The 25,892-nt window shown below is 41.9% G+C and carries 24 protein-coding genes; 11 read left to right on the top strand and 13 right to left on the bottom strand.

The features are described from left to right. Positions 1-143: 143 nt before the first annotated feature. Positions 144-560, bottom strand: a complete 417-nt coding sequence (locus tag GUA46_RS09525; protein WP_218109537.1) for a putative quinol monooxygenase — start codon at positions 558-560, stop codon at positions 144-146. Between the two features lie 8 nt (positions 561-568). Beyond that, positions 569-1,867 carry an alpha-L-fucosidase gene (locus GUA46_RS09520; protein ID WP_176620292.1) on the bottom strand — a complete coding sequence of 433 codons (1,299 nt, stop codon included), beginning with the start codon at positions 1,865-1,867 and terminating at the stop codon, positions 569-571. A gap of 487 nt (positions 1,868-2,354) precedes the next feature. On the opposite strand from GUA46_RS09520, the gene GUA46_RS09515 reads away from it, so the two are divergent. The 3 genes from GUA46_RS09515 to mtaB all read left to right on the top strand — a co-directional run bounded on the left by GUA46_RS09515 (position 2,355) and on the right by mtaB (position 7,095). Continuing rightward, positions 2,355-3,776: a BspA family leucine-rich repeat surface protein gene (locus GUA46_RS09515; protein ID WP_176620291.1), complete on the top strand. Its 1,422-nt coding sequence runs from the start codon at positions 2,355-2,357 to the stop codon at positions 3,774-3,776. Between the two features lie 510 nt (positions 3,777-4,286). Then, complete coding sequence (locus GUA46_RS09510) at positions 4,287-5,288, top strand: BspA family leucine-rich repeat surface protein (RefSeq protein WP_176620290.1); 1,002 nt, start codon at positions 4,287-4,289, stop codon at positions 5,286-5,288. 478 nt (positions 5,289-5,766) lie between these two features. Next, positions 5,767-7,095, top strand: coding sequence for a tRNA (N(6)-L-threonylcarbamoyladenosine(37)-C(2))-methylthiotransferase MtaB (gene mtaB / locus GUA46_RS09505; protein ID WP_176620289.1), 1,329 nt, complete (start codon positions 5,767-5,769; stop codon positions 7,093-7,095). 51 nt (positions 7,096-7,146) lie between these two features. On the opposite strand, the gene GUA46_RS09500 is transcribed toward mtaB, so the two are convergent. After that, the gene (locus tag GUA46_RS09500) at positions 7,147-7,440 is read right to left on the bottom strand and encodes a GNAT family N-acetyltransferase (protein WP_176620288.1); all 294 of its coding nucleotides are present in this window, start codon (positions 7,438-7,440) and stop codon (positions 7,147-7,149) included. Positions 7,441-7,607: 167 nt separating this feature from the next. Here GUA46_RS09500 and GUA46_RS09495 point away from each other — a divergent pair, with 167 nt between their 5' ends. Both GUA46_RS09495 and GUA46_RS09490 read left to right on the top strand, forming a co-directional pair. Next, on the top strand, positions 7,608-8,270 hold the full coding sequence (locus GUA46_RS09495) for an alpha/beta hydrolase (RefSeq protein ID WP_176620287.1): 663 nt from the start codon (positions 7,608-7,610) through the stop codon (positions 8,268-8,270). Positions 8,271-8,318: 48 nt separating this feature from the next. Beyond that, complete coding sequence (locus GUA46_RS09490; RefSeq protein ID WP_176620286.1) at positions 8,319-9,287, top strand: lytic transglycosylase domain-containing protein; 969 nt, start codon at positions 8,319-8,321, stop codon at positions 9,285-9,287. 86 nt (positions 9,288-9,373) lie between these two features. On the opposite strand, the gene GUA46_RS09485 is transcribed toward GUA46_RS09490, so the two are convergent. The 4 genes from GUA46_RS09485 to GUA46_RS09470 form a co-directional block, all read right to left on the bottom strand. Further along, positions 9,374-9,964: a peptidoglycan DD-metalloendopeptidase family protein gene (locus GUA46_RS09485; RefSeq protein ID WP_176620285.1), complete on the bottom strand. Its 591-nt coding sequence runs from the start codon at positions 9,962-9,964 to the stop codon at positions 9,374-9,376. 65 nt (positions 9,965-10,029) lie between these two features. Continuing rightward, complete coding sequence (locus GUA46_RS16775; RefSeq protein WP_218109536.1) at positions 10,030-10,554, bottom strand: permease prefix domain 2-containing transporter; 525 nt, start codon at positions 10,552-10,554, stop codon at positions 10,030-10,032. Between the two features lie 3 nt (positions 10,555-10,557). After that, the gene (locus GUA46_RS09475) at positions 10,558-10,887 is read right to left on the bottom strand and encodes a PadR family transcriptional regulator (RefSeq protein ID WP_176620284.1); all 330 of its coding nucleotides are present in this window, start codon (positions 10,885-10,887) and stop codon (positions 10,558-10,560) included. A 172-nt stretch (positions 10,888-11,059) separates the two neighbouring features. Next, on the bottom strand, positions 11,060-11,575 hold the full coding sequence (locus tag GUA46_RS09470; protein WP_176620283.1) for a DUF2892 domain-containing protein: 516 nt from the start codon (positions 11,573-11,575) through the stop codon (positions 11,060-11,062). 168 nt (positions 11,576-11,743) lie between these two features. Between GUA46_RS09470 and rpmH the strand changes: the two genes are divergently transcribed. Together rpmH and carB are read left to right on the top strand one after the other, a co-directional pair. Further along, positions 11,744-11,902: a 50S ribosomal protein L34 gene (gene rpmH / locus GUA46_RS09465; protein ID WP_072882462.1), complete on the top strand. Its 159-nt coding sequence runs from the start codon at positions 11,744-11,746 to the stop codon at positions 11,900-11,902. 94 nt (positions 11,903-11,996) lie between these two features. Then, complete coding sequence (gene carB, locus GUA46_RS09460; RefSeq protein WP_176620282.1) at positions 11,997-14,849, top strand: carbamoyl-phosphate synthase large subunit; 2,853 nt, start codon at positions 11,997-11,999, stop codon at positions 14,847-14,849. Between the two features lie 41 nt (positions 14,850-14,890). Here carB and GUA46_RS09455 read toward each other — a convergent pair whose 3' ends face one another. The 3 genes from GUA46_RS09455 to GUA46_RS09445 form a co-directional block, all read right to left on the bottom strand. Beyond that, positions 14,891-15,478 carry a hypothetical protein gene (locus GUA46_RS09455; RefSeq protein WP_176620281.1) on the bottom strand — a complete coding sequence of 196 codons (588 nt, stop codon included), beginning with the start codon at positions 15,476-15,478 and terminating at the stop codon, positions 14,891-14,893. A 114-nt stretch (positions 15,479-15,592) separates the two neighbouring features. Further along, positions 15,593-16,033: a carboxymuconolactone decarboxylase family protein gene (locus GUA46_RS09450; RefSeq protein WP_176620280.1), complete on the bottom strand. Its 441-nt coding sequence runs from the start codon at positions 16,031-16,033 to the stop codon at positions 15,593-15,595. Positions 16,034-16,098: 65 nt separating this feature from the next. Beyond that, positions 16,099-16,683, bottom strand: coding sequence for a Crp/Fnr family transcriptional regulator (locus tag GUA46_RS09445; RefSeq protein WP_229418480.1), 585 nt, complete (start codon positions 16,681-16,683; stop codon positions 16,099-16,101). A gap of 246 nt (positions 16,684-16,929) precedes the next feature. On the opposite strand from GUA46_RS09445, the gene GUA46_RS09440 reads away from it, so the two are divergent. From GUA46_RS09440 to GUA46_RS09425, 4 genes are all read left to right on the top strand, one after another. Beyond that, positions 16,930-17,331: a hypothetical protein gene (locus GUA46_RS09440; protein WP_108244632.1), complete on the top strand. Its 402-nt coding sequence runs from the start codon at positions 16,930-16,932 to the stop codon at positions 17,329-17,331. Between the two features lie 148 nt (positions 17,332-17,479). Beyond that, a complete protein-coding gene (locus GUA46_RS09435) occupies positions 17,480-18,562 on the top strand; it encodes an efflux RND transporter periplasmic adaptor subunit (protein WP_176620279.1) in 1,083 nt (360 codons plus the stop codon). 20 nt (positions 18,563-18,582) lie between these two features. Then, positions 18,583-21,855 carry an efflux RND transporter permease subunit gene (locus tag GUA46_RS09430; RefSeq protein ID WP_176620278.1) on the top strand — a complete coding sequence of 1,091 codons (3,273 nt, stop codon included), beginning with the start codon at positions 18,583-18,585 and terminating at the stop codon, positions 21,853-21,855. A gap of 13 nt (positions 21,856-21,868) precedes the next feature. Next, entirely contained in the window at positions 21,869-23,272 is a 1,404-nt protein-coding gene (locus GUA46_RS09425; RefSeq protein WP_229418479.1) for a TolC family protein, read from the top strand. Between the two features lie 104 nt (positions 23,273-23,376). Here GUA46_RS09425 and GUA46_RS09420 read toward each other — a convergent pair whose 3' ends face one another. From GUA46_RS09420 to GUA46_RS09410, 3 genes are read right to left on the bottom strand one after another with little or no spacing between them, the layout of a single operon-like run. After that, positions 23,377-24,474, bottom strand: coding sequence for a serine hydrolase domain-containing protein (locus tag GUA46_RS09420; RefSeq protein WP_176620276.1), 1,098 nt, complete (start codon positions 24,472-24,474; stop codon positions 23,377-23,379). Next, positions 24,471-25,319, bottom strand: coding sequence for a helix-turn-helix domain-containing protein (locus GUA46_RS09415; protein ID WP_176620275.1), 849 nt, complete (start codon positions 25,317-25,319; stop codon positions 24,471-24,473). The genes GUA46_RS09420 and GUA46_RS09415 overlap by 4 nt, the downstream gene beginning before the upstream one ends. Before the next feature lie 13 nt (positions 25,320-25,332). Continuing rightward, on the bottom strand, positions 25,333-25,863 hold the full coding sequence (locus GUA46_RS09410; RefSeq protein WP_176620274.1) for a YybH family protein: 531 nt from the start codon (positions 25,861-25,863) through the stop codon (positions 25,333-25,335). Positions 25,864-25,892 lie beyond the last annotated feature (29 nt).

Raw genomic sequence — 25,892 nt, 5'->3', positions numbered from 1 at the left:
TTGAAAATTATCAACGGCCACTAAATTAGGGAATTTAGTGATTCGGAGTGGTGTTTTTAGCTAAATTCGATGTAATGTCTTAAAAGTTAAAAAGTTGAATGTTTGTGTTGGTTAAAAGGGATACATGTCTTTTTGGGTAGACACTATTTTAATTTTTCGAAAATCAAGGGCATGCTCTCCAAATCAACAGCGCCCATGTCAATCAATTTTAAAGATTTTACCATTTCAGCTGTAGTGGTTTTATACTTTTTAAAATGTGGTGTTTCCAAATGGGCTTCATAAGCGTTCTTGTCCGCATATATCTCAACTATTGTAATTTTTGAGGGAGTTTCTTTATGGGACATCGGGAAAATGGAAATAACGCCACTTTCCTTTTCCATGGATGCCCTAGCTTCTATGTTGAGTTCGGTAAGGTAATTTTTAAGCTGCTCTTCCACAATTTCCAGCTCCGCAATCCTAACAATCATTTCGTTGTATTCCATGGTTGTATCTGCCTTCTCTTTGTTCTCACACGAAACAAGGGTTATGATGAGGGCCGATATAACACATAACTTCTTCATGGTAGCTATTATTTGATAGTCACTTCCAACACAAAATCTGCTTGGCCATAATCCCGTCCTTCAGGAAGCTGTACCAGCGTTCCGTAAGAATTGGTCTCAAATTTCAATTTCTTCTTTGTTTGAAAATCAAAAACAGATTTTAGCTCACCTTGAATTGTTGGGAAAAGGAAACTATCCGTTTTCCAATCCATAATGTGAACGTAGATTTTATCATCTTTTTGGGTAGATACCCCCCAACTCTGTGGCGAAATAGGGCCGCCTCGTGTCCCGTAAATGGTTTCACCGTAGGTATCTGTCCAATCTCCTATAACTTTTAAGGTCTTTACAAACTCAGGCTGAATCTTACCGTTTGGCATTGGGCCTACATTGAGCAAAAAGTTGGAATTGTATCCTGCTGCTTTCACCAAATACTGAATCAGTTCTTTGGATGACTTATATGCTTTGTCCTGTAAAGAAAAACCCCAACGGTGCGCCATGGTCTCTGCGGTTTCAAGGGGGAGCTTTCCAACGGTTGCTTCGGCACTATAACCACCTTTGTTTTCTCCGGGCAGGTCTTTTTCAAACATTTGAAAATCCTCCCCAGGGTTGGGTGCTTGGTGGTGGTTGCTCCCGATCATGGCCTGCGGTTGTAGCTGGTGGATAAGGTCGTAGGTTTTTCTGAGCTGCCAATCAGCCTCTTTTTTGTCCCACCAGCCATCAAACCAAATACCGCCTATTTCACCATAATTGGTCAATAGTTCTGTGAGCTGACCGTTCATGTAATCCAAATAGCTTTCCCAATTTCCCTGGTCTGGCCGTCCCGCTTTTTTTCCTGTGTCACCCCTTGGATAATAATCGTTATGGTGCCAGTCCAGTTGCGAGTAGTACAGAAATAACTTTATATCGTGCTTTTTACAGGCCTCGGCCATTTGTTTGATGACATCTTGTTGGTAAACGGTACGGTCCATAATGTCCCAATCCGATAATTTACTGTCGAACATGGCAAAGCCATCATGGTGCTTGGAAGTAATCGTGATGTACTTCATACCCGCTGATTTGGCCAGTAACACCCATTCTTCGGCATCGAATTCGGTCGGGTTGAAGAATGCGGGCAGTTTCTCATAGGTTTTTACGTCAATTGATTCAGTTTCCATCACCCATTCGTGTTGGCCCAAAACGGAATACACGCCCCAATGGATGAACATACCGAATTTGGCATCTTGGTACCATTCCCTATTTTCAAGATTTTCTTTGGTGGGCTGGTATTCTTGCGCAACAGATAGATTGGCGATTAGAACAAACAAGATGAGGAATGCGATTTTTTTCATTGTGTTGTTTTACGGTTGGTATGAACGAACAAGGTACTTAAAAGATGTCAGAATTCAGGAGTCAGTTGGCAGTTTACAATGAACAATAGACAATTAACAGTTATCAATGAGGAACATGCAATTAACGGTGGCTGTTAATCAGAAGGCAGTCAATAATCATCACTTGTCAGTTCGAGCGCAGTCGAGAACGCTTTGCCTTTTACCAAAAACCAATAACCATGTCCCTTCGACCCGGCTCAGGGTCCGGCATTCAGTTAGTGAGAATTCGTGGAATTCGTGTCAAGATGGTAACTAACAATCCAACCATCCAACCATCCAACCATCCAACAACCCTTCACCCTCCACCTTTTACCCTTTCACCCAAACCTCCATCAATCCAAACCCCTCATCCGTCAACTCAAATGGGGCATCCGTCAATTGGTGGCCCAAAACCTTGTGGAAACTCCCGAATTTGGCAAGAATATATAATCCATAAAACAAAAAAATTATGAAAAAGCTACTTTTTTCAATATTGGCCGTGGCCATGTTCTGGTCCTGCGGAAAGGACGATGGTCCGACCCCATCGGTGGACGAGAACAGCGTCCCGGTAATAGCCTCAAAGACCTTTACGGTTGCGGAGACCATTTCCGATACAGAGGTTATCGGTAAGGTAACGGCAACAGATGCCGATGACGATACATTGACTTTCACTATTGCCACCAACTCCGATGCCCTGTTTGAGATCACCGCAGCGGGCGACCTGAGCCTCGCAAGTGGTAAAACATTGGATGCAGCCACCAAGGAACAGCACGCCATTACGGTGAAGGTGGACGATGGCGAAGATTCGGCCAGTGCCACGATTACCATTAAGGTAACAAGCATTGCTCCCACCAACCAAGCCCCCGAAATGACAGATCAAAACTTTTCCATATTGGAGAACCATGTTGCTGGTGAAAGTATGGGGGCTATTGAGGCCACCGATGCGGATGGCGATGCCTTGACGTTTACAATGAAAGAAAACGACAACGACCTGTTCGCCGTTTCTGAAAGCGGTGTACTTACCTTGGCAGAGGGCAAAACGCTGGATTACGAGACCGCGACCTCCCACAGCATTACCGTAAGTGTTACCGATAGCGAGGAAACTGTAGAGGCCACTATAACCATTACCGTTGAAGATGTGGCCGAGGCTGACCCCAACGATAAAGCCGCTTTTGTGACCACATGGAAAACAGAAGTGGATGGGGAAGAAATTTCATTGTACCTATGGAATGAACACACGAATAATTTCATTATAAATTGGGGAGACGGTACTGTTGAACATATCGATGTTGTACCGGATGGTGAATTACTACCACATACATATGATACGGCAGGGACTTACTCCGTGTCCATTCAAGGTGAGTTACCATCGATTAGTATTGAAGTTAATAGTAGAAACAAACTGATGAGCATAGAGCAATGGGGTGCCATTTCTTGGAAATCGTTATTTGGTGCTTTCTCTGATTGTGAAAACATGATCTATAATGCCTCAGATGCCCCAGATCTTTCCAATGTAGAAGATATGTCGGAAATGTTTATCAATGCAACATCATTCAATGGAGATCTTAGTGGTTGGGACACTTCCAATATTACCAATATGTCATATATGTTCGAGGGAGCCACATTGTTTGACCAAGACTTGGGCGATTGGGATATTAGTAGTGTAGAATTTATGTCCGATATGTTCGATGCTAATGGAATGTCCGCACTTAATTTTTCCAACACGCTTATTGGCTGGGCGGGCCAAGAGGTACAACCCAATGTAACTTTAGGTGCTGAAGGTTTGCATGTATGCTTTAACGATGCCAGTGGACTTGCAGCTTTTACTACTTTATCAAGTGAGCCAAACAATTGGGAATTCGAATGGGATGGTTTAAAAAACTGTAATTAACACAAAAAGATATTTATAATGCAAAGACCGGGAGGGCCAAGTGCTTTTCCGGTTTTTGTTTTTTTAGAAGTCAGAAGTCAGAAGTCAGAAGTCAGAAGTCAGTTGGCAATGAACAATTAACAGTGAACAATGAACAAACGTTGCTTGTCAGTTCGAGCGCAGTCGAGAACGCTTTCCTAAAGACCAACCATCGAACCATCCAATAATCCAAAAATCGAGCAATCGAACAACCATGCCCCTTCGACTCCGCTCAGGGCCCGGCGCTCCATTGGTGAAAATTCGTGGAATTCGTGTCAAGAAGGCAACTGACCATCGAACCATTCAATAATCGAACCATTACTTTCGCTTAACCCTTAACCCTTAACCCTTAACCCTTAACCCTTAACCCGAATTCTTCGTCAATCCAAACGTATCATCCGTCAACTCAAATAGGGCATTGGTCAATTAGCAGTCAAGATTTCGATATAATTCCTGAATTTGCTTTAATTGTTAAAAAAGGCAATCATTGTAATGGAAGAAAAGGACACCACTTCATTTATAACCAAATGGGAGACCACCGCTCCCGAGGAGCCCATTTATATTGGGGCCAATTCCGATTATGACTATGACTTCACCATAGATTGGGGCGATGGTACCGTAGAGTGTATTGATCAGGTGCCTGATACCAATATGTTTGAGCACACTTATTCGGCTCCGGGCACCTACCGGGTTGTAATACAAGGGAGGTTCCCAGCATTTAATATGAACCCCGTTTTTGAGTTTTCAGATGATGAACCGAAGAAATTGGTAGGTATGGAACAATGGGGCAATATAGTATGGCAGGATTTATCCTATGCATTTATATGGTGCACCAAAATGTTGTACACCGCTACAGATGCCCCGGACCTTACCAATGTGACCAGTTTGGAAAAAACCTTTCATGGTGCGTGGCTCATAAGGGGCGACCTCAGTGGTTGGGACACTTCCACCATAACCAATATGGCCTATATGTTCTCATATGCCTTTACATTTAACGGGGAAATTGGCGGATGGGACACTTCCAATGTAACCAATATGACCGGTATGTTCCTTAGGGCGGGAGCCTTTAACAAGGACATTAGTGGTTGGGACACTTCGTCTGTAACGCGTATGGCTTATATGTTTGACGGAGCTATCTCTTTTAACGGTAAAATTGGCGGTTGGGATACTTCGTCTGTAGCAGAAATGGATTTTATGTTCTCTTCGGCCAGTTCTTTTGATCAAAACTTGGGCAGTTGGGACATCAGCAGTATCGACCCAATAAGAACAGATGGAATGATGCATATGTTGGATGACTGCGGAATGTCTGCCATTAACTTTTCCAAAACCCTCATTGGCTGGGCGTCACAAAAGGTTCAGCCCAAGGTAAAGCTCGGTGCGCAAGGACTACATCTATGTCTCAATGACAATGATGGTATTGCTGCGTACTCCACCCTTAAAAAATCACCTAACAATTGGACTATTAAAGGGGTTGATAAGAAAGCCTGCGATTAAGGAAGCGGAAAAATCAAGGATGGAAGTAAGCGGTGGGAAATAGCCAATACTTGAACAACAAACAACCAAAAATCAGTAGCTATTAAGTGGTAATGAGTTAACATATACTTATTGTCAGTTCGAGGGGAGTCGAGAACGCTTTGTTTTTTGCTACTCGGTCATCTTCAGGCCCATTTAAAGTAGTGCTTGTCATTTGGGGGGCAAAGTGACCAAGGAAGATGGATTTTTCACTGCCCTTCGACTTCACTCAGGGATTGGTTCCGAATGACAGCCTGAATAATCCTATGATTCCTTGATCCTTCATCTTTGACCTTTTTCCTTTCCACCTTCAACCTTCAACAAAAAACCGAACAACCCCAAACTCCAAAAAATCGAAGCATCCAACAATCCAATAATCAATAATCAATAATCAATAACCCCTCTACGATAACTCCCAACAAATCACTATCTTTGCGCCCCTTAATAACAAGGCAGTTATATGAGCAAAAAAGTCGCATTTTACACGCTGGGTTGTAAACTCAATTTCTCCGAAACTTCTACGATTGCCAGAGGTTTTGAAAAGGAGGAGTTTGAGCGTGTGGACTTTTCGGAAGAGGCGGATGTGTATGTGATCAATACCTGTTCGGTTACGGAGAATGCCGATAAGCGATTTAAGACCATCGTAAAACAGGCTCAAAAGGCAAATCCTGATGCTTTTGTGGCCGCAGTTGGTTGTTATGCGCAATTAAAACCGGAGGAACTGGCAGAAGTGGATGGTGTGGATTTGGTACTCGGAGCTACTGAAAAGTTCAAAATAACCGATTACCTGAACGATCTTACCAAAAATGATAAAGGTGAAGTACATTCCTGCGAAATCGAAGATGCCGATTTTTACGTGGGCAGTTATGCCATTGGCGACCGTACCCGTGCATTTTTAAAGGTTCAGGATGGCTGTGACTATAAGTGCACCTATTGCACCATTCCGCTGGCACGTGGTATTTCTCGCAGCGATACGTTGGAGAATGTGTTGAACAATGCTCGGGAAATTGCATCGCAGGATATCAAGGAGATTGTGTTGACGGGCGTCAATATTGGTGATTATGGAAAAGGAGAGTTCGGGAACAAGAAGCACGAACATACTTTTTTGGATTTGGTGAAGGCCTTGGATACCATTCAAGGAATCCACCGACTTCGTATTTCTTCCATTGAGCCCAACTTGTTAAAGAACGAGACCATAGATTTTGTGGCCCAGAGCAATTCTTTTGTGCCTCATTTTCATGTACCGTTACAGAGCGGTAGCGATGATATTTTAAAAAAGATGCGTCGTCGTTATTTGTCCAATTTGTATGTGGATAGGGTAAATCGCATCAAAAATGCGATGCCCCATGCATGTATTGGGGTAGATGTGATTGTTGGTTTCCCAGGTGAAACGGACGAGCATTTTTTGGAGACCTATCATTTCCTGAACGATTTGGATATTTCCTATTTACATGTGTTCACTTATTCTGAAAGGGATAATACCGTAGCAGCTGAAATGGGGGATGTGGTGCCCCAAAAAGTGCGTAGTAAACGCAGTAAAATGCTGAGGGGCTTATCCGCCAAAAAACGCAGGGCGTTCTACGAGAGTCAATTGGGCACTGTCCGGACCGTTTTGTTCGAAGGCGAAAACAAAAAGGGCTACATCCACGGATTTACTGAAAACTACGTAAAGGTAAAAGCACCTTGGGACCCTAATTTGGTGAATACCTTACATAAAGTGGAGCTTACCGATATTGATGCCGATGGTCTGGTACGGTTCGAGTTTGTATCCAATGAGGTAACTGCATAAAAAAACCTCCCGGTCGAGGAGGTTTACATGCTTTTCTGATGATTGGTTAGATCAAATTCGGATACCTACTGGTAACATTTCTTTGTATTGCCTGTTTTTTCTAAGAAAACCTGCAATCTGTGGGCTTGTGGGCACAACTCTAAGGTTGCTTTCTTGGATTTCGTTCAATACCGCTTTGATGAAATCTTCCTTAAAACCCTCTTTAGTAATTTCCTCTGGAATAACCAGTTTTGTCAAAAATACTTTGCGCTCCTGTGAAGAGTACTCAATTTTGGCTAAATGCCCATTGACCGTAGTTTCAAATTGACGCAAGAAACTATTGTCAGTGATTTCCAATGTTGTCATATAGTACTTGTTTTTTTAAATGACTTGTAGAAAAAACCCAAGGCGGGCATTTCTAAATTCCCCTAATTAAAAAAAATATGCTCGTTAAGCGGGGTTGGCTGCAAAAGGGATACAAAATTAGTCAAAATATTGCTAATTTCCTAGTGCTTAGCGATATTTGGTGTCATATGTCCGATAATAAAACCCATGTGTACCTTATGCCAGGAATGGCTGCCAACGTTTCCATCTTTGATGAGATCAAGCTACCGGAAAATCAATTTAGTGTACATAAACTGGAATGGTTTGTTCCCGAAAAGGGAATGAGCCTGATGGACTATGCCCAAAAGATGTGCGAAGAGATCAATGAGCCCAACCCTGTGTTGTTGGGGGTTTCGTTTGGCGGTATGTTGGTGCAGGAAATGGCCAAAATCATCCCGGTTAAAAAAGTAATCGTGGTGTCGTCTGTAAAAAGCAGGCATGAACTGCCCAAAAGAATGATTTTTGCCAAATACACCAAAGTTCACAAACTTTTGCCCACCAGTTTGGTCAACAATGTGGAATTATTGGCCAAATATGCCTTTGGCGAAACGGTGACCAAACGGCTTCATTTGTACGAGAAATATCTATCCATTCGCGACAAATCTTATATTGATTGGTGCATAGATCAAATTGTGAATTGGCAGCAAGAAGTCCCTCCTCCAAATGTAGTACATATCCAAGGGGAGCGTGATGCTGTTTTTCCTATGGTCAATATAAAGAAGTGTACCGTGGTAAAAAATGGTACACATACGATGATAATCCATCGAGCTAGATGGTTTAATGAGCATCTCCCCACAATTATTTTGGAATAATTTCGTCTTTATAATAGTATCTTTACACTTAATAAAAATTGCGACGACATGAAATACTTGAAAAATATATTGGCATTTATTGGATTAATAGCTGTAGTGAGCACTTTAATTTTTGCTGTGCAGTCTGATGGAGTAGAGGAGAAGCCTGAAACAAAAGTGGTAGAGCCGCAGGTTACGGACAAAAATGTGGCTGATACCTATCAAATTAGCGCCATTGAGATTCCCAAAGATTTGAATTTTGCAGGTGAAGCCGTACCTCAAGAAGATCCGGAGATTATGGAACGGGTCGATCGCGAGTTTTTGGTAAACACCTATTGGCAGTCAAATGCCCTTTTGTTGATGAAGCGGGCCAACAAATATTTTCCGATAATTGAACCCATTCTTAAAAAGAATGGAATCCCTGATGACTTTAAATATTTGGCCGTCGCCGAGAGCGGATTGGAAAATGTGGTTTCGCCTGCCGGTGCCACAGGTTTTTGGCAAATTATGAAAGGTACCGGAAGGGAGTATGGCCTTGAGGTGAACGATAATGTGGATGAGCGCTATCATGTAGAGAAAGCTACCCAAGTGGCCTGTGATTACTTGAACAAGTGGAAAGATCGCTTTGGAAGCTGGACTTTGACCGCGGCTGCTTACAATGCCGGACCTGCGGGAATTCAAAAATATATGGGCATTCAGCAGGTGGATGATTATTACGACTTGCTATTGGGGCAGGAGACAGGACGCTATGTGTTCCGTATTTTGGCCATCAAAGAGATTATTTCCAATCGTGACAAATATGGTTTTCAATTGGAAGAGGAAGATATGTACGAAAAAGTACCAACCTTTACTGTTGAGGTAGATACGGCCGTGGCAAATTGGGCGGATTTTGCTGAGCTTTACGAAATAAATTATAAAGTTTTGAAGCGACACAATCCATGGTTACGCGAACCGCATTTGAACAATGCTTCAAAAAAGAAGTACACTATTGAAATTCCGAACAAAGGGTATTACCGAGTGGGAAGTACGGGGAAGTAAGTTCTTGATTCACACTTTCTAGTATTTAAACAAAAAATAAGGCGAAGGGAAATACGTTTCCACTTTTGGCAGTAATTCGGGCGAAATTATCCCCAGTCCGAATAACCCTGGTCAATTGCTGCTTGGGTGAGAATTTGCAGGTGCACATGGCAAAACCAACCGCCGCTGTCACTTTCTTTGCCGATGTGCGCAAACTTTTGCCCAGTTCCGATTGTGTCACCAACATTGACCAAGTGGGGCGTTTTTAAGTGTCCGTACAGTGAATAAAAAACGGCACCAACAATATCATGTTTTAGGATAATGTAGCCCCCATAATTACCAATGGCGGTTTCTTTGCCTGTTTCATAAACCACGGCATTCAAAGGCGCATACATTGCCGTGTCGTATGGCACTATTATATCCAACCCAAGGTGGTAATACCGTTTTTCCTCTATAATGTTGGGGTAGGCGCGTAGGAGGGTTTTGCGTTCTTCCAAATATCTGCCAATGCCCCAATGATGCGAAGTGGTCTCCAATTCATCAAAAATAACTTCGTTGAATTCCTTAAAATCAAAAAGGTTGTATTCCAGTGTTTTTGGGTTTTTGGAAGAAAAATCAAAGATGTAAGGCGCACCTATCAAGAAATCACCAAATAGGGGGTAGATGTTAACGCCATTAAGGCAGATTGGATAGTACATAATTGAAAAATAGCATCAACGTGCAGACGAAATAGTTAAAGTGAAGGGCTCTGTAATTTATTTTTTTAGCTACCGGCCAATGGTGTTCCAAAAATGCCAACGGCAAGTTCTACCCAAACCAAAAGTAAGACCGCGAACAATGCAATGCCCAAGATAATGCGATAACGTAAGGTTTTGACCTTTCTCAAAATAAGTTCAAGCACCAGTCCTGCGCCAAACAATAGAACACCTATCAAGAGAAAGTCGAAAACTGACCAGTTAACTTCGTTGGTAAAACCCATAGCGATGAACGGGATAAGAAGAATGGACAAGGCAATGGCCAAAATAGTGATAAGTCGTTTGTTTTGATGTGTAAGTTCCATAGTATCTGTATGTGTTAAGTGATAAATATTTCCAATGATGGCTGGGCGAAATAGAAAAAGGACATCCTTTACAAAGAGTCTGTTTGCTTTGGCGTACCCATATTTTAAGCAATACCTATTGAAGCGCTCCATTAAATCCCCCTCAATTTCTTCTCGAAAATCGGGATGGCAGTACCAGTTAAAGAATGCCAATGCAATTCGTAGCGGCTTATGTTCTTTTGGGTTCATTGCTTAAAAATTGAATGATAGCTTGGGTATGGCATTCCAAAGGGAATTTCTTTGGGCTTTGTTGAGGTCCAGTAATTCTTGCCCTTCCGCGGTAATCTCGTAGAGTCGCTTGCGTTTTCCGCCTCTCTCGTTTGTGGCATCTCCCAAATCAGATGTCAGTAAACCTTTTTTCTCCAACCTTTTTAAAACGGTCTGTACGGCTCCCAAACTGACATTTCGGTCTAATCGCTCTTCAATTTCTGAAATAATGGTTACGCTGTAGGCATCACCGCTCAAAATGGCGACAATCAGTAAGACAATCTCCTCAAATTCTCCAAGAGTTGATTTGTTCATTTCAAATATATTTACCGTAAATGTAGTTAATAGTTTTTAATAAACTACATTGTAGTTAAAATATTTTATAAAGGGTTGTTGTGGGCAAATCAAGCACTTATACTACTATTGTAATACACCCATCAATATAAAAGAAAAGAAATAGGAGAGTGAGAGTGAAAAAGAAAACCTCTTAAATCTTCTTCATCTGTTGCTGCATCATCTTGATCTGGTCGGTAAGCATGTTGTTCTTGTCCAACTTCTTGGCCTCGTTCAACAACTGGGTTGCTTCACGCTTTCTTCGCTTTTGCATAGCAATACCTGCCAGGCTCAATTTGGCCATGGCCACGTCGTAATCCATGGTGAGACCAAACTTGAGGGCCTTTTTAAAGTACTTTTCTGCTTGGGTCAGGTTTTTTTGTGAGTAGATAATCCCGTGCAGGTAATTGTAATAACCTACTTGTTTTTTAATAAGGGCAGACTCAGGGTTCTTAATTTTATCAAGCCAGTTTTGCACTCCGTCCAGATCTTGCTTTCTCATTTTAAGAAAGGCCAAAAGAATAAATTCATTTCTAAAGTAAAGGAAGATGAAAACAAGGGAGAGCAAAATTAGTGCGATTCCATTGCCAATGTTGCCTTCCACAAACTGGTAAACGGCATAAGCAATGATAAGAACGGCAATAACAAGCTTAATATTTTTATTGAACATATCGTCTAGTAATTTTTACCTTTGGTTTAGCGCTGGCAAAAGTACTAAAAACTTAATTAAATATTTTAAGTTTGGGCTTGCCAAAGTAAAAAGTCTTTGTATATTTGCGCCCAGAATTTTTTAGGGAAACAGAATTCCCATCAACAAAATCCATAAAACAGTTCGGAAATGAAAAGAACGTATCAACCATCCAAAAGGAAGAGAAGAAACAAGCATGGTTTTAGGGAGCGCATGGCGACTGCCAATGGTAGAAAAGTTCTTGCGAGAAGAAGAGCCAAGGGAAGAAAAAGATTAACTGTTTCCTCTGAGCCAAGACATAAAAAATAATGATAGTATCTATTATTTAAATTAAAGGTGTTACTTTTCTAGGTAACACCTTTTTTTTGACATATAAGCAAATAACGAGAAACCCCTAAAGAAAATGCCAAAAAGAAAAGATTTAAATTCCATTTTGATTATTGGTTCTGGTCCGATCATTATCGGCCAGGCATGTGAGTTCGATTATTCTGGTTCCCAAGCACTTCGTTCCCTTCGGGAAGATGGTATCGAGACGATTTTGATAAACAGTAATCCCGCTACAATTATGACGGACCCCACTATGGCGGACCATGTTTATCTAAAACCGTTGACAACCAAATCGATCATAGAAATACTTCAAAAGCACCCAAATATTGATGCTGTATTGCCAACTATGGGGGGGCAAACCGCATTGAACCTATGTATCGAAGCTGATGAAAAGGGTATCTGGGAAGATTTTGGCGTGGAGATCATAGGTGTGGATATCGATGCCATCAACATTACCGAAGATCGTGAGAAATTTAGGGAACTCATGCTTAAAATAGGGGTGGGGATGCCACCACAGGCTTCCGCTACCTCATTCTTAAAAGGAAAGGAAATCGCCCAGGAATTTGGTTTCCCCTTGGTAATTCGAGCTTCGTTTACCCTTGGTGGGGCAGGAGCAGGTATCGTTTACGATCCGGAACATTTTGATGATATGTTGAGCCATGGATTGGAAGTTTCTCCCATCCACGAAGTAATGATTGATAAGGCCTTAATGGGCTGGAAAGAATACGAGTTGGAGCTGCTGCGTGACAAAAACGACAACGTAGTGATCATTTGTACCATTGAAAATATGGACCCAATGGGCATTCATACAGGGGATTCCATCACCGTTGCACCGGCTATGACCCTTTCGGACAGTACTTTCCAACGTATGAGGGATATGGCCATCCATATGATGCGCAGTATAGGGGACTTCGCCGGTGGATGTAATGTACAATTTGCCGTTAGTCCGGATGAAAAAGAGGATATTATAGCCATCGAGATCAACCCAAGGGTTTCCCGTTCGTCTGCATTGGCGTCCAAAGCCACTGGATACCCGATTGCAAAAATTGCCGCTAAACTGGCCATCGGTTATACCTTGGACGAGTTGGACAACCAGATTACCAAATCCACATCTGCTTTGTTTGAGCCGACTTTGGACTACGTAATCGTAAAAATACCACGTTGGAACTTCGATAAATTTGAAGGTTCTGACAGAACCCTTGGTCTACAGATGAAATCCGTAGGAGAGGTGATGGGAATCGGGCGTTCGTTCCAAGAAGCCTTACACAAAGCCACACAGTCCTTGGAAATCAAGCGAAATGGATTAGGTGCCGATGGTAAGGGTTATAAGGACTACGAAACTATTATCGAGAAATTAAGAGTGCCGAGCTGGGATAGGGTGTTTGTGATCTACGATGCCATCCAACTTGGGATTCCATTAAAGCGTATCCACGAAATCACCAAGATAGATATGTGGTTCCTTAAACAATATGAGGAATTGCACTATCTGGAGCAAGAAATATCAAAATATACCATAGAAAGCTTGCCAAAAGCCCTGTTGTTGGAAGCTAAACAAAAAGGTTTTGCGGACAGACAAATCGCTCACATGTTGGATTGTTGGGAGAGCGAAGTGCATACCAAGCGTATGGATTTGAACATCAACAGAGTGTATAAGTTGGTGGACACCTGTGCTGCAGAGTTCCAAGCTGTTACTCCGTATTACTATTCCACTTTTGAGGAAGAGATAGAAACACCAACTGGTGAGCGCTACGTGGCCAACGATAGTGTGGTCACTGACAAGAAAAAAGTAGTGGTTTTGGGTTCAGGGCCTAACCGAATCGGGCAGGGAATCGAGTTCGATTACTGTTGTGTACACGGGGTTTTGGCCGCTGCTGAATGCGGTTACGAGACCATCATGATCAACTGTAACCCAGAGACCGTTTCTACTGATTTTGATACTGCGGACAAGCTTTACTTTGAGCCCGTATTCTGGGAACACATATACGACATCATCCTACACGAAAAGCCGGAAGGTGTAATTGTACAGTTGGGAGGGCAAACCGCATTGAAGCTTGCCGAAAAACTGGATAAATACGGCATCAACATCATCGGAACCAGTTTCCAATCGTTGGATTTGGCAGAGGATAGGGGTAGTTTCTCCACTTTGTTAAAGAACAATGATATTCCTTACCCAAGATTTGGAGTCGCGGAAACAGCGGACGAAGCCTTGGATTTGGCTGATGAGCTAAAGTTCCCATTGTTGGTAAGACCATCCTATGTTTTAGGAGGTCAGGGTATGAAAATTGTAATCAACAAAGAGGAGCTGGAAGCCCATGTTGTGGATTTGTTGCGCAAAATACCGAACAACAAGTTGCTGTTGGATCATTATTTGGACGGAGCTATCGAAGCAGAGGCCGATGCCATTTGCGACGGGGAGGATGTGTACATTATCGGAATCATGGAGCACATCGAGCCTTGTGGAATCCACTCGGGAGACTCCAACGCCACATTGCCACCATTTAACTTGGGTGAATTTGTGTTGCAACAGATAAAAGACCATACCAAAAAAATTGCTTTGGCACTTAATACGGTAGGCTTGATCAATATTCAGTTTGCGGTTAAAGATGATATCGTATACATTATCGAGGCCAACCCAAGGGCATCGCGTACGGTTCCTTTTATAGCTAAGGCATACAAAGAACCTTATGTAAACTATGCCACCAAAGTAATGTTGGGCGAGAAAAAAGTCAAGGATTTTGACTTTAAGCCACATTTGGATGGATATGCCATCAAACAGCCCGTGTTCTCTTTCAATAAATTCCCTAATGTGAACAAAAACTTGGGGCCAGAGATGAAGAGTACCGGAGAGAGCATACTTTTTATTGATAGCCTAAAAGATGATGAGTTCTATAACTTGTATGCAAGAAGAAAGATGTATTTGAGCAAGTAATAGATTGTATCAACTACAGTATAAGCCTTTAAAGCGATTTCCTAATTAATAAGTTCAAAAGATTCGGCAATTGCTTTAAAGGTTTTTTTATGCTCCTCTTTTCTGTTTTTAAGTGTCCAAGCCATTATCATATAAACCTTTTCACCTCCATCAACAAAGGTTAGAAAATAGAAAATTTCATCGTCCACACCATTCACTTTGGCCTCGAGTTCCAAAAATTCTGCATCTAGTCCATTTATTTTAAAGGGTTTTGAATTGAATTTATTAATGATTTTCGTTGTTCTGGAAAGTATTTGAATACGGGCATCCCTATAGTTTTGTAATACGGAGAGCTTATCGTCATATTGCTCCAAATCACGGTATACCTGTTCAAAACCTAATTTAGGTTCATCAATTATAAGCAGGTAAGCCTCATGGCGCAAGCTTTGATACTGCAAAGATGCTTCTTCGTTCAAACCCGTAGTGCCATTCATAAAACGAGGAATTTCTATTTGATACTCGTTATTGACCCCAATGGTATTGAAATTTTCATCTTTTGGTTCGGAATCGTTTTCTTTTGCCTTGAAGTTTTTGCATGCTGAACAGAAAAGTATCGACAAAACAAATATGGAAGCAAATTTGGTTCTCATGTAATAGTTTTAGAGGTATTTAGGACACACTAATATAGGATATATTTGTTTGATATGTGCTAAACAAACAGAGGCCCACAATGGGGCCTCCTCAAGATTATTTGCCGAGAATACTTATTTCTGTATAGGTTTATGGGTGCTTATCGCAATACGGTTCCATGCATTTATGGTAACAATGGCCATTATAATTTGTGAAATGTAATTTTCATTGAACAGCTTGGTAGCTTTTTGATAGGTTTCGGTACTGAGCCCATTTTTATGCACTAGGGTAATTTCCTCTGTAGCTTTTAGGATTACCTGCTCTTCTTCAGAAAACAGATCGGTTTCCCACCATGCATCCAGCAAAAATATCCGTGTAGGGTCTTCGCCCAACTTTAGGGCATCTTTAGTGTGCATATCCAAACAAAAGGCACATCCGTTGAGTTGCGAAGCCCTGATTTTTATCAATTCATAATGAATTTTGTCGAGTGGACTCTGTTGTAGATATTTTTCAAGCCCGAACATCGCTTTAAAGGCCAAAGGTTCCACCGCATCAATTTGAATTCTTTTTTCCATAATAATATCTTTTAGAATGATGATGCTAAGGTATTCCAGTTGAAAGGCAGAAAACTTAAACGGGTTTAAGAACGGTTCTTGGCCCGTATCTCGCTTACATATTCCGGTGTCAATCCTAAAAAAGAAGCGATAAGATATTGTGGTACACGTTGGGCAAAATCTGGAAAATGCTCGGTGAAATGAAGGTAAATTTCCTCTTTGGACAAATCATAGAGATATTTGACCTTGATCAATGATGCTCCATAAGCAATTTGATAAATAATTCTAAAATAGTGCTCTAGCATTGGAAACTCCTCAAGTAATAGCTCTTGTTGTTCGCTGGAAATGGATAAAACCTGACTTTTTTCCACGGCTTGTATGTTGAAATCCGTACTGCTACGGTTTTGGAAAGCCAAAAAATCGGTCAGCCACCAACCCTCCAAGGCAAACTGAACAGTACGTTCCGTACCTTTTTCTGTAGTAAAATACATGTGTAAGCAACCCTTCATCACAAAGTAATTATGGTTGCAAGGATTGCCAGCTTGCATTGCTATTTCCTTTTTACCCAAAGTAAGTGTTTCAAAATAGGAAAGCATTTTTGAAAAATCGGCATCCTCGAAAGAAACATATTTTTTTAGATGGTGGTAAAAAGGGTGTTCGGTAGCTTTCAAAATGGAATGGTAACTTTTAAATGTAAATTAATGGAAAAGATTCAATCTGAGTGATTTTTCATTCAAATCATCAATAATAAAGTTGTCACCGTGAGGTAATTTAAAAATACAATTTACCTAATTCTGATTTTTTGCCATCGTTTACAAAATTTTCATCAAGAAAAATAGCCCACTAATCGATTTTAACCATAATTAACAACTACTATTTGCTCGAGAAGTCTGGGTAACATAGCTTTGTTCCCCGAAATGAAAAAGGCATTCGCAAAATATTTGTTTCCACTCTTTCTCCTATTGTTGGGGGGATTCATAAATTTATATGCCGATTCGCAACAATCTTCAGTTGCGGACAATGTCTGCTATCTTCAAAACTTAGAGAATCACCATTCCTCAGCTACCTTTAACCTATTGCAGCTAGGGCACGAAAAAAGACACTGTGCTGAAATAGATATAGAAGAAAAGGACGAACGTGAGGAAGAAGTATCATCACATAGTTTTTCTTTTGAGTATGGCAGTATTTTTACTGCCAATTTATTTTGCGCCTCTTGGGGGCAATTGTTTTTGGAATCTAACACAAGTTTTGGGCTCGAACATCCCAAATCCTCTTCATCCATAAAGAAGCACGTTAGATTTCAAGTTTTCCGAATTTAGACTTCCACTTTTTTGCATAAAGAGCCTTGTGTTCTTTTGTAATCTTCAGCATCCCTTTGGGTATCAATCAATAACCAAGGGTAGGTCCCTTTAAGTGGATTCGGACTTCCCTTGACCATTTCTAAACATTTTTTAAACCAGTAAAACTATGAGGAGATTTTCTATCTTCATCGGCTTGCTTATAGCGATGTGCTATGTGAGCTGCGAATCCAAACAACACGAAAACAAGGAAGAAACCAAATATCTCGTGTCCAGTCCAATACAAATGGACACATCCATCACCAAAGATTATGTATGTCAAATCCATTCCACTAGGCATATAGAGCTTAGGGCCTTGGAAAAAGGGTACCTACAGCACATTTATGTGGATGAGGGACAACATGTAAAAAAGGGGCAACGAATGTTCCATATTATGCCAAATGTATATCAGGCCGATTTACAGAAAGCCAAGGCCGAAGCAGAAGTGGCCGAAATAGAATACAAGAACACCAAGTTGTTGGCCGATGGCGACGTAGTATCCACTAACGAATTGGCAATGTCCAAAGCAGAGTTTGATAGGGCGAAGGCCGAAGTGAGTTTGGCCGAGACCCATTTGGGATTTACGGATATCCGCGCTCCATTTGACGGTATAATGGACCATCTGGAAGTTAGGGAAGGTAGTCTTTTGGATGAAGGGGAATTATTGACCAAACTGTCCGATAATTCCAAAATGTGGGTATATTTCAATGTGCCCGAAGCCGAGTACCTGGATTACATTACCAGTGCTAAGAAGAACGAGAAACAACAGGTGGAACTTTTAATGGCCAACAACAAAAAGTTCAACCAACCCGGAGTGGTCGAAACCATTGAGGGCGAGTTCAACAACGAAACAGGAAACATAGCCTTTAGGGCAACGTTTGCCAATCCTGATGGGATTTTAAGACATGGCGAAACAGGAAGTATCTTAATGAGGGTGCCATTGGCAAACGCTATGTTGATCCCCCAAAAAGCAACTTTTGAAGTTCTGGACAAAAAGTTTGTTTTTGTTCTTGATGAGAACGATGCCGTACAGCAACGTGAAATTATAGTTGGTGCCGAATTGCCACATCTTTTTGTGGTAGAAAAAGGACTTTCGTTGAAAGACAAGGTGCTCTTGGAGGGCATCCGTATGGTTAGAAACGGAGAAAAAATCCATTACGAGTTCGAAAAGCCGGAATCCATACTTTCTCATCTAGACCTTTATTCTGAGTAACAATCCCATAAATTTTAAACATGTTTAAAAGATTTATACACAGACCTGTATTGGCGATTGTGATCTCTGTCATAATTGTATTTACAGGACTGTTGGCCATAAAACAACTGCCCATTTCGCAGTTCCCACAAATCGCCCCTACCACGGTCAATATTTTTATTGCTTACCCTGGTTCAAGTGCCGATGTGTTGGTGAAATCAACCCTTATTCCTTTGGAAACCTCAATAAATGGGGTACAGGGCATGCGCTATATCGCTTCCGATGCCACCAGTGCGGGTGAGGGAACCTTAAGAGTGATTTTTGAACCGGGTACCGACCCCAACCAAGCCGTGGTTCGGGTAAAGACAAGGGTAGATCAAGTAATGCCGTTGCTGCCAGAACTGGTGCAACGTGAAGGAGTGATCATTACCCCCGTGCAACCCAGTATGCTGATGTATGTCAACCTGTACAGCGATGCCAAAAACAACGACGAAAAGTTCCTGTACAATTACGCATATACCAAAATGATTCCAGAAATACAGCGTATCAATGGGATAGCCAGTGCCCAAATCCTTGGTAGCCGAAAGTTTGCGATGCGGGTTTGGTTAAAACCAGACCGTATGCGAGCTTACAATGTGTCGGCCGAGGAAATCCTGAAGGCTATGGAGGAACAGAGTATCCTGGCAAGACCTGGCCGTCTGGGACGAAGTTCGGGAAAGCGAGCACAATCATTGGAGTACGTTTTGGTCTATCAGGACAGGTACAACGAACCAGATCAGTATAAGGACATCATCATAAAAGCCAATGAAGAGGGGGAGATGTTGAAGCTTGGCGATTTAGCTGATGTGGAACTAGGAAGCGAATTTTTTGATATTTATTCCAATCTTGATGGAAAACCATCCGCCTCTATTGTTTTGAAACAAACATTTGGCAGTAATGGTAGTGACGTCATTAAATCTGTTAAGGAAAAACTGACTGAGCTTGAAGCAGAAATGCCCCCTGGAATTGATTATAAAATCAGTTATGATGTGTCCAACTTTTTAGATGCCTCCATAGAACAGGTTTTGCATACGTTAAGAGATGCTTTCATTCTGGTCGCAGTAGTGGTATTCCTCTTTTTGGGGGATTGGCGGTCCACATTGATTCCGATTATCGCAGTGCCCGTATCCCTCATCGGTGCATTCTTTGTGATGCAGCTTTTTGGATTGTCCATTAACCTCATCACACTATTTGCCCTGGTTTTGGCCATCGGTATTGTGGTAGATGATGCCATTGTGGTGGTGGAGGCAGTCCATATGAAGATGGAAAAAGAGAACCTGACACCTTATAAGGCCGCTTATGAAGTATTGGGAGAAATAGGAGGGGCCATTATTGCCATTACAATGGTGATGGTGTCCGTATTTATACCCATTTCCTTTATGACGGGCCCGGTAGGGGTGTTCTACAGGCAGTTTTCCATAACCATGGCGGGATCTATTATAATTTCGGCTTTGGTAGCACTTACATTGACTCCCGTGCTTTGCGCTATGATGTTGAAGAACAATCACGGAAAACCCAGAAGAAAATCTCCCATAAATAGATTTATAGATTGGTTTAACCGAAGGTTCGAGAAACTAACAGGGAGGTATATCGGGATATTGAGCAAAATCGTTAACCGTAGAGTGGTCACTTTTGGTGTTTTGATTGCTTTTTGTGCCGGTATTTTCTTCACAAATCAAGTACTTCCGGGCGGATTTATTCCCAATGAGGACCAAGGAATGATCTATGCTATCATCCAGACACCCCCAGGAGCTACTTTGGAGAGAACCAATGAAGTTGCAAGAAAACTTCAGGCCATTTGCGAAGAAACAGAAGGTGTGGAATCCGTTTCTTCTTTGGCAGGTTATGAAATCATGACCGAAGGCCGGGGTTCCAATGCCGGTACTTGTTTGATCAACCTTAAACCATGGTCGCAAAGAGAACATTTTGTTCACGAGATCATGGAAGAATTGGAGGAAGAGACAAAGGACTTGGGCGCGGTTATCGAATATTTTGAGCCACCAGCGGTACCGGGTTTTGGTTCCTCCGGTGGATTTTCCATGCGCTTATTGGATAAAACAAACGGTACCGATTATCATGAGTTCGAACGTATCAACAACGAATTTATGGATGCCCTTCGTGAACGTGATGAATTGGCGGGCCTTTTCACTTTCTATGCGGCAAACTATCCACAGTATGAGTTGAAAATCAATAATAAGGCAGCTATGCAGAAGGGGGTGTCCATTGGCAAAGCAATGGAAAACCTGAACATTTTGATCGGTAGTACTTATGAACAGGGCTTTATCCGATTTGGAAGGTTCTTCAAGGTCTACACTCAAGCTGCTCCCGAATATCGGGGTATGCCATCAGACCTGGAAAAACTCTTTGTAAAAAGTGAAGAAGGGGAGATGGTTCCTTACTCAGCGTTTATGACCATGGAAAAGAAGTTGGGCCCCAATGAGATTACACGTTACAATTTGTATAACTCAGCGGCCATACGTGGTTTGCCCGCATCGGGCTTTACGAGCGGGGACGCTATCAAGGCCATTGAAGAGGTTGCAGAGCAAACCTTGCCAAGGGGTTATGATATTGCATGGGAAGGATTGAGCTATGATGAGGCCCAGCGAGGAAATGAATCGCTCTATATTTTTATAGTTGTACTCATTTTTGTGTATTTGGTATTAGCGGCCCAATACGAAAGCTTTTTACTGCCCCTGGCGGTTATCCTGTCGCTTCCCGTTGGTATTTTCGGTTCCTTTTTCCTTTTGAAGGCAATGGGACTGGCCAATGATGTCTATGCACAGATAGGTATTATAATGCTGGTGGGGCTTCTCGGTAAAAATGCTGTGTTGATTGTGGAATTTGCCGTACAAAAACGTCGCGAAGGTTCTACCATACTCGATGCCGCCATTGAAGGTGCCAGACAGCGTTTCCGACCTATTTTAATGACATCCTTTGCATTTATTGCCGGGTTGATCCCCTTGGTAATTGCAACAGGAGCAGGTGCCATAGGGAATAAGACCATTGGTGGTTCGGCAATGGGGGGTATGATTGTAGGAACGTTATTTGGGGTGTTATTGATTCCCGGCCTATACTTCATATTTGCAAAAATGGCGGATGGCAAGAGTTTGATCAAAGATCAGCATGATGAACCAATGTCGGAAGAGTTTTTTCATCGAAACGACACAGTTTTTAAATTGAAGGCCCGTCTGCGCTTGATGAATCAACGTTTGAAAAAAATGACGACCCAAAAAAATGGAAATAAAAACAAAAAAGGCAACCAAGATGAAGTTTAGTAAATCACTTTTAATGGGAGTTATAACGCTGATTGCTGTTTATTCCTGTGTACCCACTCGTGAGATAAGGGACGAGAACGTAGCGGTTCCAGAGGCCTATCAAAATCAATCCTCCGATACTACGAATACCGGTTTGATGGAATGGAGGTCTTTCTTTAAAGACCCAAACCTTATTGCCTTGATAGATTCGGCTTTGGTGAAGAACCAAGAGTTGAATATTATGTTGCAAGGGGTTGACATGGCCAAAAATAGGATTCAGGCCAAGAAAGGTGAGTATTTGCCATTTGTCAACCTTCAGGCTGGTGCCGAAGTTGAGAAAGTGGGAGAGTACACTCGAAATGGTGCGGTAGAAAAAAACCTTGAGGTGAAGGAAGGCGAAGAGTTCCCCGAACCCCTGACCAATTATATGGTCGGGGCCTTCGCCACTTGGGAACTCGATGTTTGGAAGAAACTTCGCAACGAGAAAAAAGCCGCGGTGTATGACTACTTGTCCAGCATAGAAGGTAAAAACTTTATGGTAACCAATCTGGTTGCGGAAATTGCCGATTCTTATTATGAATTGATGGCTTTGGACAACCAAATGTCCATCATAGACCAGAACTTGGAGATTCAACAGAACGCATTACGCATGGTAAAACTGCAAAAGCAGGCTGCCCGTGCTACCGAATTGGCGGTTAAGCGTTTTCAGGCTGAAGTCATGAAAAACCAAAGCCATAAGTATGAGATACAGCAGGAAATTGTGGAGGCGGAAAACCGATTGAACTTTTTGTTGGGACGCACGCCACAACATATTCAAAGGCCATCCGACAACTTTATTGATACGCCGATTGATACCATATATGCCGGCATACCTTCACAGTTGTTGCAGAACAGGCCCGATGTGCGTAGCGCAGAGTTTGAACTTGCTGCAGCAAAATTGGATACAAAAGCAGCCAAAGCCAATTTCTATCCGCAGTTTACCATAAAGGCAGGCTTAGGATTGGAAGCTTTTGATACCAAGTACCTGACCACTACACCGGAATCCGTATTGTATTCGGCCATTGGTGATATGGTAGCTCCCTTAATAAACAGAAATGCTCTCAAAGCGCAGTATAAAAATGCTACTGACAAACAGTTGCAAGCGGTTTTTGAATATGAAAAAGCCATTTTGAATGCCTATATCGAGGTGGCCAATCAGTTGTCCAATATTGATAACTTGAAAAAGAGTTATGAATTAAAGGATGGTCAAGTACAGGCCCTAACGGAATCCATTGACCTTTCCACACGTTTGTTCCAATCTGCAAGGGTAGAGTATATCGAAGTGCTTTTGGCGCAGCGGGAGGCCTTGGAATCCCGAATGGAACTGGTAGAGACCAAAAAAGACCAGTTGTTGGCCCAGGTAAATATGTACCGCGCCTTGGGCGGTGGCTGGAATTAAGTCCCAAATTGATAGTTTTACCTACAGCCTTGGCTATTGATTTACCCAAAATGAAGCCCGGTTTACATTTGTGAACCGGGCTTCTGATTTTTAAACGAAGGTGTTTAATTACTGGTTGCCAAATAGGTTATGACATCAAAAAGTATCGGGTTCTTGAAAATATTGTTCCAGTTGACGATGATGCGTTTACTATCTAAAAAGCGGAGTGCATAATTACTTCCCAAACCTGCTCCACCATGTCCCACTGCTCTAGCGGTTGTTTCGCCATCAAAAGGTAATTCCATTATACTAAAACCATATCCATAAGGATCTTGATGTGGCGGAGGCCAAGCATCTTCAGGAACTTCATTCGGAAAGGAGTGCGGGGTAAATGCTAACTCCCACATAGCTTTGGACAACAATGTATCAGAACCAAGGGCCATCATAAAAGTATACATATCGTCCATGGTGGAAACCTCTGCACCGTCACCTCCGTAGATGACCACATCGTCTTCTTGATAAATAGTGCCATCTTGTAAAAAGTACTGTGGCAATTCATCAAGATCATATGTATAAATCATGGAAGTGTTCCGCATTCCAAGTGGTTCAAAAATTCGCTCTTGCATAACTTCTTGCAGCGATTTCCCACGGTTATTTTCTATGATTGCACCTAAAAGCATATAGCCTGAATTACTGTAGTTGAATTTGGAACCGGGTTCAAACTTTAAATCCATTTTGCCAATTTCCGCTAACATTTGATCTCGTGTCAAATTATAGGGAAGTTGCCCTGCCATTTGTAATAATCCATAATCCCGTATTCCTGAGCGGTGTGCCAAAAGATGGTGCAGCGTAATGTCTTTGACTCTCTTGTGCTGAAATTCAGGGAGCATATCACTTAGTTTATCCTCAAAGTCTAGTTTTCCCTCTTCTACAAGCTGTAAAATAAGTATCGATGTAAACATTTTACCCATACTGTTGATGGTAAACTTCTCGTCAACGGTCAAAGCGGTGTGCTGGTCTATATTGGCCAGTCCCCAAGCATCTCGATAAAGGATATCTTGACCTTCCGCCACTAGAACCCCTCCATGCAGGGTGCCATTGACATATAACTTTCCAATGAGGTTGGAGAGTCCCTCTACTTTGTCTTTTTGTTGACCTATCGAATACTGAATGCAAATTATCGCAAAGTTCAAAAAGAGAATTATTGATGTTTTGGTTTTCATATATTGATTTCCTGTTGTTTGATGCCGTCCAAGGTATGGGGTTCTGAAATCCTATAATTGTAAAAATCCGAACTGTCTGATTTTAAACGTAAAAACTCAGAAGGGGAGATGCCCCCGAATTCTTTAAAATCCTTGATAAAGTGGGCCTGGTCAAAGTAACCACAGGTATATGAGATCTCTGTTAAAGAATTTTCGTAATCGTTCAGGAGTAACTGGGCCGCCTTATTAAAGCGAATAATTTTTCGGTAATAAACTGGACTCATCCCAATATGCTTTTTGAACAACTTTTGGAGACCTCTATTTGAAATGCAAAGGGATTGACTCAAAGCATCAATGGAAATGGAGTGTTCGGAATTCAAAAGTTGTAATGCGTAGGGGAGTCGGGGGTCTACTTCCGGCAGTCCTATTTTTCGGCTAACAAACCTCTCCAAAACAACAAACTTTTCTCCAATGGTTTCACATTCCTTCAACTGGGAGGAGATACGTTCGATATCACTTGTTGTGAATATAATGTCGAGATTGCTTAAGGTGTCCAATAGCTCGAAAGCGGGTATTTTTTTAAGATAGGAAAGTCCGAAACTGCTAAACTGAACCGTCATGAACTTCATCCCAACATAAGGTTTAAAAAATACCGTGGTACTGCAGGAGGTATAAATAGAATTGGAAGATGATGTTCGGTTAACGAGTATGTCCTCGTCCAAAGAGAATAGCATATTGGTAGTGGCGTTTGGAAATATAGCGGTTCTACCTTCCAATATGTCTTCTCGGGTCAACTTCACATAGGTCATAAACTGTACTACTTGCGAAAGTGCTGGGTTTTTGGGTATGTGTAACCGTTGGATCATTTAGGAGCGTGTTTTACTCAACAATGGTTGAGCCTGGAGCCTGACTTGGCATCGGAAGCTCGGTTACCGGGGCATCCCAGACCACTTTCCATTCTCCTTCCACTTTTTCCCAGAGCACCATATAGTTGCCCTTGTCCTCCATTGCGGGTATGGGAGAGGTCTCTTTTGGGGTAAATGTCATGGTGTATTTCCCGTATTCGGTGGCTAAGTCACCGCTGGCCTTTACCTCTTGGGTATTGAGGTCGAATTCCCATTTTCCAAATTGAATATTTTGCTTCCAAGCGGCCTTGTAGTTTTCAACTCCGACAACGGCTGGCTGATTGGGCATAAACTGAATGCTGTTATCGGCAAAATGCGCAGCAGCGGAGTCAATCATTCCAGAAGCATAGTACTCTTGGATTTTTTCATTTTTCTCCTCAATGATTTTTTGAATTTGTGCTGAATACTCTTTACCTGATTTGGCCTCAGGAGCAGGTTGCTCACAACTTGCTGCAAAAACAATGGTCAGTACTGCTATGATACTACGTACAAATTGATTTTTCATAATGATATAGTTGATGGGTTATTACGCAT

The sequence above is a fragment of the Flagellimonas chongwuensis genome (genome assembly GCF_013376415.1).
GTDB classification, from domain to species: Bacteria; Bacteroidota; Bacteroidia; order Flavobacteriales; family Flavobacteriaceae; genus Flagellimonas; species Flagellimonas chongwuensis.
This window is presented reverse-complemented; position numbering and strand designations above follow the sequence as displayed.